The organism is Shewanella sp. SP1S1-7, from assembly GCF_031932105.1.
GTDB lineage: Bacteria > Pseudomonadota > Gammaproteobacteria > Enterobacterales > Shewanellaceae > Shewanella > Shewanella baltica.
On the sequence record NZ_JAUOEU010000025.1, the window covers coordinates 61458 to 68490 of the forward strand.

A 7033-nucleotide genomic window follows, 5' to 3' on the forward strand; every position below is an offset into this window, starting at 1 on the left:
TTTGAGTCTGGTTCGTATCAATAGTGGCTCTTTAGCCTATGGTTACACTCCGTTGTTACAAAAAGCGGATTTTACTATTCAACGCGGCGAGCGCGTGTGTATTGTTGGCCGTAACGGAGCTGGCAAGTCAAGTTTATTAAAAATCTTATCCGGTGATGTGTTGTTGGACGAAGGTGAGTTCAACATCGCTGGTAATGTGACCGTGAGTCGTCTACAGCAAGATCCACCTAAAGCTGAGCAAGGTACGGTATACGCGTATATTGCGGCAGGGTTAAAGGAAGTGGGTGAAGCGCTTGAGCGTTATCATCAACTGTCCCACGATGTCGCCCATGCCTCGCCTGAGCAAATGGATCGTATGCTGAATGAGATGCAAGGTCTGCAAGAAACCTTAGATCATTATAATGGTTGGCAGCTCGATTCGCGCATTCAACAAAACTGCGAATTATTAGGACTCGATCCTGATAAATCCTTGAGCGAGTTATCCGGTGGTTGGCAGCGTAAAGTGGCGTTAGCCAGAGCACTGGTCAGCGAGCCTGATCTCTTGTTACTCGATGAACCAACCAACCATTTAGATATCGACACCATTGAGTGGCTTGAAAAGTTCTTACTCGATTATCAAGGCGCTATCGTCTTTATCAGTCACGATAGGGGCTTTATTGCCCGTATGGCGACGCGAATTGTCGATTTAGACCGTGGTGTCGTGACCTCATGGCCAGGCAACTATCAAATGTACCTTGATGGTAAGCAAGAATGGCTGCGGGTTGAAGCTGAAAAAAATGCCTTGTTTGACAAACGTCTCGCCGATGAAGAAGTGTGGATCCGTCAGGGCGTTAAAGCTAGACGTACCCGTAATGAAGGCCGAGTGCGTGCGCTAAAGGCCCTACGTGAAGAGCGCAGTGAGCGGTTAAACCGTCAAGGCAATGCTAAGATGGCGGTATCGGATACCGAACGCTCTGGTAAGTTAGTGTTTGATGTAACCGATCTTAACTTCAATCTGCCCGATAAAAATTTGGTTAAAAACTTTAATACGACGGTTATCCGCGGCGATCGTATTGCGCTGATCGGTCCGAATGGTTGTGGAAAATCAACTTTGATCAAGCTGTTAATCGAAAAGCTGCAACCGCAATCGGGCGAAATTAAAGTCGGTACTAAGCTTGAAATCGCTTATTTCGACCAATATCGTGAAGCCTTAGATCCTGAGCAAACGGTTGAAGATAACGTTGGCGAAGGTAAAAAAACCATCACGATTAATGGCCAAGACCGCCATATATTAAGTTATTTGCAGGACTTCTTGTTCTCACCTATGCGTGCCAGAACCCCAGTGAAAGCGCTGTCGGGTGGTGAAAAAAACCGTCTGTTACTGGCTAAGCTATTAATTCGTCCAGCAAACTTAATCATACTCGACGAACCGACCAACGATCTTGATATTGAGACCCTAGAATTGCTAGAGTCGCTGCTCACTGAATATCAAGGCACACTTTTGTTAGTGAGCCATGATAGGGCATTTATCGATAATACCGTCACCAGTAGTTGGTGGTATGCGGGTAATGGCCATTGGAGCGAGTATGTGGGTGGTTATCAAGACGCTGTGAATCAAGGGGCAAAGTTTTATTCTGAGGAACCTAGTTCGCAAAAGGCGGTCGAAGCTCCTGCGGTTACAACGAAAGCGGTTGAAGTTAAGGCTGCAGAACCTGCGAAATCGGTAAAAAAACTGTCTTATAAGTTACAGCGTGAGTTAGAGTCGTTACCCACTGTGATGGAGCAATTAGAGGCTGAAATTCTCGCATTGCAGACGAGCATTGGACATGCAGACTTTTATAGTCAGGCGCAGGATAAAGTTAATCTGGTATTGAGCCAGTTGGCGGATAAAGAAAAGCAATTGGAAGTTTGCTTCGAGCGTTGGGAAGAGCTTGAGTCACTGAAGTAAACCAATAATAAAAATGGGAATAGAATTAATGAAGTCAAAGTTGGATAAAGCCCTTTCCTTGGTTGCCCTAGGTGTCCTTGGTGTATTAAACAGTGCTCATGCTGCACCTGTCTATGAAATCGTTAATATCGATAATTTTGATCTGCAAGGTACCCTTGAAGGTACTCGTAGTGGTTATGCCTTAGGTGTGAATGGCAATGATGAATTAGTCGGTATTTCAAAGGGCAAGAAAAAACTCAGCAGTTCAGATGTTGAAGGTGGCGTTATTGATGTTGCCGATGGTATCGCGCCAGAAGAAACTATTACGTATTCGATAGATAAAGCCATCATTGCTAACAACTTTGCCTTTGTTGCCGCGCAAAATGGTGCCGCGGGAGCCTGGTTACCGACTTTCGACAGCATTAATGGTACTACCCCCCCAAGTGATACTGCTGTGATTAACTCTGTTGATACCTTTTATTACGGTATTAACGATGCAGGTATCAAAGTGGGCAGCATGACTGCACCTGAAAAGAAAACAGAGAATACAGCAACTACTGATGTAACAGATGATTACTGGTATTACCGTGATTATGAGTTCCGCGGTGTCGCGAAATCCGGCCAAACAGAAATTTCTTTACCGCCGCCTTATACTAAATTTGTTAATGCTGACAATACTAAAACAGCTGAGTTAGGTGGATGGTCGGCGGCAACAGCCATTAATAACAATAATTTAGTAGCGGGTTATGTTAGTACCGATATCAGTAAATATGGTAGCGATCGTGTCAATTATTGTTTAAGTACAGATAATACTTTGCCGTTGGATGTTTGCGTACAACGCGAGCAATACCCAAATAGTACTGGTACACGTAATATTCAGTATCAGACTCGTGGCTATGTATGGCAAATCGACAACAATGTTGCTACAGGCACTGAGTTACCTTTAGGCCTAACGCCTGCGACTGACAATACCTTGACCTTTACCGCTCAAGCATTGGGTTTGAATGATAATGGTGTCGTAGTGGGTCGCTCACATGTTTATCGTGGTGGTGACACCAATAATTTGCGTCAAGATGCAGCTTATTGGGCTAAAGATACTGAAGGTAAATACCAATACCATTGGATCCCTATGGTCGATTCGATTTCTAGCTCTATTGCCTATGACATTAACGATAGTGGTATTCTTGTCGGTAGTTATCGCAGCTATATTCAAGGTTATTTGCGCGACAAGTTTTTCTATTTTGATACGAATCAAGCTGATGCAACAATAGTAACCCCGAATGATTTCGCCGCTTCTACAACGGATCTTTCGAGTAAACCGAAGAGTATCAACAATAAAGGCCAAGTTGTAGGTTATATTGAGACAACATACGATAAAGAAAAACCCCGTCCTAAAGCCGGTTTCCTGTATGAGAAATCAACTGGTGAGTTTAGCAATCTAAATAAGTTGTTGACCTGCGAATCTAAAGGCTATGAAAAAGCCAGCGATGGTAGCTGGGCACGTCATCAAGTCGAAGTTCAAGATGGCTCGGGTAAAGTGCTTCAATATAACGCCGATATTTTAGTTGTTGAAGGTACAAGTATTAATGAGAATGGTGCGATTGTTGGTACAGCTTTCATTCGTAAACCTTCTTATCAATTTGATGCTAATGGCAATGTAGTTATCGGTGAAAATGGAATGCCATTATTTGAACTTAATGGTAATGGTGATCCTGTTACAGCATATGTTCCGCGTATGGTCGTGTTAAAACCGGCCTCTAGCGGTGAAGCTTGTACTGTTGATGACAACACTGATACTGGCAATTACGAACGTCAAGGTGCAGCAACCCTAGCTTGGTTATTTGCCTTGCCATTAGTGTGGTTCCGTCGTCGAATTCGTTAAGTTTTAAGCTTCAATTCAGACTTAAAAAATCGAGGCAAAATGCCTCGATTTTTTTTAATCATGATCTCAATAGTTTAATAAATAGTCGATAAAATGGACGATTTTTTGATTGATCTTGGCGTCAAAAAGCACTATTCCTATGTGTGAAGCTTTTGCTTCTATTTTATGTAGAACAGAGGACGCTTGCATGAAAAGACAAAAACGAGATCGTTTAGACAGAGCTTTTTCAAAAGGATTCCAAGCTGGGGTTGGTGGACGCTCTAAGGAGCTCTGTCCATATGCAAATCTTGATTCGCGATCGCAGTGGTTAGGTGGTTGGCGTGAAGGTGTGGATGGCCGAGTTAATGGGCTATTTAATAAATAATTGAGTTTTACCTCACTAATTAAATAGCCCAGAATAAGTAAAGTAATGCAGCATATTGCCCTCAGATGAGGGCATTTTTATATCTGCAGTACTTATATCTTCAGTGTTTTGGAGTAAGGCGGATTAGAATGTAGAGGTATCGCTAAAGACACCGACTTTAAGATCGGTTGCACTGTAGATCTGACGGCCATCCACTTCAAGAATTGCATCGGCAATGCCCATTACCAGTTTACGGTGAATAGTACGCTTGATATTGAGCTTGTAAGTGACTTTCTTCGCGCCAGGTAATACTTGGCCAGTAAACTTCACTTCACCGACACCTAGTGCACGCCCTTTACCTTCAGCGCCTTCCCAGCCTAAATAGAAGCCCACGAGTTGCCACATGGCATCTAGGCCTAAACAGCCAGGCATCACAGGATCGGTTATGAAGTGGCAGTCGAAAAACCATAAGTCTGGATTAATATCGAGTTCAGCGACAATTTCACCTTTGCCAAACTCACCGCCATTATCATTAATAGTGACGATTCTATCTATCATCAGCATGTTATCGACAGGTAGACGAGGTGAGTTTGGACCAAATAATTTCCCATGGCCACAGGCGATGAGTTCTTCTTTATTGAAACTGTTTGCTTTATTCATTGTTTTACTACTCCAGCAATAAGAGCCGCCAAGATTAGCGAACACGTGTAAGCTAAACAACTCCGATCAGCTAATTAGCGGCGAAAAAATCCCAATTTTGCGAGCAATCTTGTGATTAGACCGATTTCCTCCTCTCCATTTCCTGCGAGCTTATCTAATCGTTCCTGTACGAGGCCGTATAATGAATCATGAGGGAAATCATTATCTTCATCGGCAACACCCGCGGGCATTTGCATTAATAGCTCTACAGCCTGATCCATATGCTCAATGGCATAGATATGAAACAGTCCTTTGCCTACAGCTGTAATCACTTTGGGATTAAGATTTAGCTGTAACACGTTCGACTTGGGCATAATAACGCCTTGTTCTCCGGTAAGTCCGCGTCGCTCACACAGATTAAAAAAGCCTTCAATCTTCTCATTGATACCGCCAATCGCTTGCACATTACCAAATTGATCCAATGCGCCGGTAATCGCCAGTGATTGAATAATGGGCTGCTCGGCAATCGCCGACATCAAACAACAGTACTCTGCGAGTGATGCACTATCGCCATCAATTTCTTGATAGGATTGCTCGAAAACGATATTGGCGTTCAGATGTAAAGGTGCGTCTCGTCCAAAGATACGGTATAAACAGGCTGAAAGGATCATCATGCCTTTGGCATGTATATTCCCGCCAAGTTCAGATTTTCTTTCAATATCGGCTACTTCACCATCACCGTAGTGAACCGATGCCGTGATCCGCGCAGGTTCACCATAGCTATAATCGATAGCATCAATCACAGTTAAGCCATTGATTTGGCCAACCATAGCACCCGAAGTTGGCAGATTTATGAAATTGTCATCGAAGCTTTGGCCTGAATATTCTTCCGAACTGTTATGCCGATAGTTGGCTTGGGTTAACGCGTGCTCAATACTGCTTGCATTGATGCTTGGTTTGCCACGGTAGGCTTTTGCTTGCACCATGAGTTGGGCAAACTCGAGCATAGACAAACTGAGACGACGTTGATGTTCGGTTAACCGTGCACTATAACGAAAGAGTGGCGCTAAACTGGATTGTTCAAGCGTGACATCCACGCTTTGGGCAACTGCTTGCAGCCATGAGACGTATTGTGACTCTTTATAACGCACCAAGTCGATTTCGCTGGCAAGTTCCGCTAATAGGGTAAAGTGACGTTGAAATTGCCAATCTTCAGTTCTGACTTGGCTATAAATCATCCCAGCACCAACCAGGACTATCTTACAGTTCAATGGAATAGAACTTAAGTTATTGCTAATTTGATACTCTTTATGGGTGAGGATTTGCATCACTAACTCCCATAAACCTTCACGTTTCCACAGTGACTCGGCGCAAATAAACACATAATGGCATTGGGCTAGGGCACCAGCTTGATAGTGACTCGTTGTTCCTGTTTGCGCCATACGGCCAATTAAATCTGCACGGCGAATATTGCCACTCAGGTAGCGATAGTGAGTTGTTTTCTCGGCAATACTTCCTTGATTTTCCTGCGGCTTATCGGACTGCCACTGAAATGTTACCGCCTTATCAATCGGACGTGTCGCCACTAAATACGCAGGGGACAAAGGTGCAAGGCTATCGATACAGGCTTTGATCATTAACTGGCGGTCAATGCTCGGGAAATCGGCCAGATACAAGTGTTGATCGACAATAGCTTGGTGGAGTTTAAACGCGTCCACAGTGCGCTCTTGCCCTAAGAGCAATGCGCTTAGATTGGCAGCCGTTTCGGAAAGGGTTGGCAGGCTAAATTCAGGTGCGAGTGAAGACGTGGGTATCAAGAGTGAATTCATATAAGCATTTACCGTGAAAAGTTACAGTGATTTTACCATACCAAGACGACAAGTCTCTCACTGTATAGGTGTTTTTACGTCTGTTTGCCCGATTATTCGTTAAAACGGGTGATGTATTTGCCGTAAAAAACACCTGAGTGGGTATAAGTTGAGCATTTGATTCGAGAATTAAAAATTGAGGTTTACAAGCTAGCGGTATGCTTATATTATTTTCGGCGTTCGGAGGGGTGGCAGAGTGGTTTAATGCACCGGTCTTGAAAACCGGCGTGGGTTTATAGCCCACCCAGGGTTCAAATCCCTGCTCCTCCGCCATATTTAGTCAAAATGCCGCTAAGCAATTAGCGGCATTTTGCATTTATGCAGTTTGAACCCTTGGGTTCCTGATTTTAAGCGCAGCTCATACGCCATATTCACGAGAAAAGCCATCAGCAATG

At 43.9% G+C, this 7033-nt stretch carries 5 protein-coding genes and 1 tRNA gene; 4 read left to right on the forward strand and 2 right to left on the reverse strand.

Annotated elements, in window-relative coordinates; genetic code table 11:
• Position 1 precedes the first annotated feature (1 nt).
• The 3 genes from Q4Q49_RS17180 (at position 2) to rmf (ending at position 4152) form a co-directional block, all read left to right on the forward strand.
• Positions 2 to 1927, forward strand: a complete 1926-nt coding sequence (locus Q4Q49_RS17180) for an ABC transporter ATP-binding protein (RefSeq protein ID WP_311999936.1) — start codon at positions 2 to 4, stop codon at positions 1925 to 1927.
• 28 nt (positions 1928 to 1955) lie between these two features.
• Positions 1956 to 3788, forward strand: coding sequence for a DUF3466 family protein (locus tag Q4Q49_RS17185; RefSeq protein WP_311999937.1), 1833 nt, complete (start codon positions 1956 to 1958; stop codon positions 3786 to 3788).
• 187 nt (positions 3789 to 3975) lie between these two features.
• On the forward strand, positions 3976 to 4152 hold the full coding sequence (gene rmf, locus Q4Q49_RS17190; RefSeq protein WP_006082074.1) for a ribosome modulation factor: 177 nt from the start codon (positions 3976 to 3978) through the stop codon (positions 4150 to 4152).
• Positions 4153 to 4275: 123 nt separating this feature from the next.
• On the opposite strand, the gene fabA is transcribed toward rmf, so the two are convergent.
• Together fabA and Q4Q49_RS17200 are read right to left on the reverse strand one after the other, a co-directional pair.
• Complete coding sequence (gene fabA / locus Q4Q49_RS17195) at positions 4276 to 4791, reverse strand: bifunctional 3-hydroxydecanoyl-ACP dehydratase/trans-2-decenoyl-ACP isomerase (RefSeq protein WP_028759638.1); 516 nt, start codon at positions 4789 to 4791, stop codon at positions 4276 to 4278.
• 74 nt (positions 4792 to 4865) lie between these two features.
• Positions 4866 to 6599 carry an AAA family ATPase gene (locus Q4Q49_RS17200; RefSeq protein WP_311999938.1) on the reverse strand — a complete coding sequence of 578 codons (1734 nt, stop codon included), beginning with the start codon at positions 6597 to 6599 and terminating at the stop codon, positions 4866 to 4868.
• Between the two features lie 221 nt (positions 6600 to 6820).
• On the opposite strand from Q4Q49_RS17200, the gene Q4Q49_RS17205 reads away from it, so the two are divergent.
• Positions 6821 to 6911 (forward strand) — tRNA-Ser (locus Q4Q49_RS17205).
• The last annotated feature ends 122 nt before the right edge of the window (positions 6912 to 7033 follow it).

Excerpts from the sequence above, each read along its gene's own strand:
- rmf (WP_006082074.1), top strand. The coding sequence starts at position 3,976 with ATGAAAAGACAAAAACGAGATCGTTTAGACAGAGCTTTTTCAAAAGGA.
- Q4Q49_RS17185 (WP_311999937.1), top strand. The coding sequence starts at position 1,956 with ATGAAGTCAAAGTTGGATAAAGCCCTTTCCTTGGTTGCCCTAGGTGTC.
- Q4Q49_RS17200 (WP_311999938.1), bottom strand. The coding sequence starts at position 6,599 with ATGAATTCACTCTTGATACCCACGTCTTCACTCGCACCTGAATTTAGC.
- fabA (WP_028759638.1), bottom strand. The coding sequence starts at position 4,791 with ATGAATAAAGCAAACAGTTTCAATAAAGAAGAACTCATCGCCTGTGGC.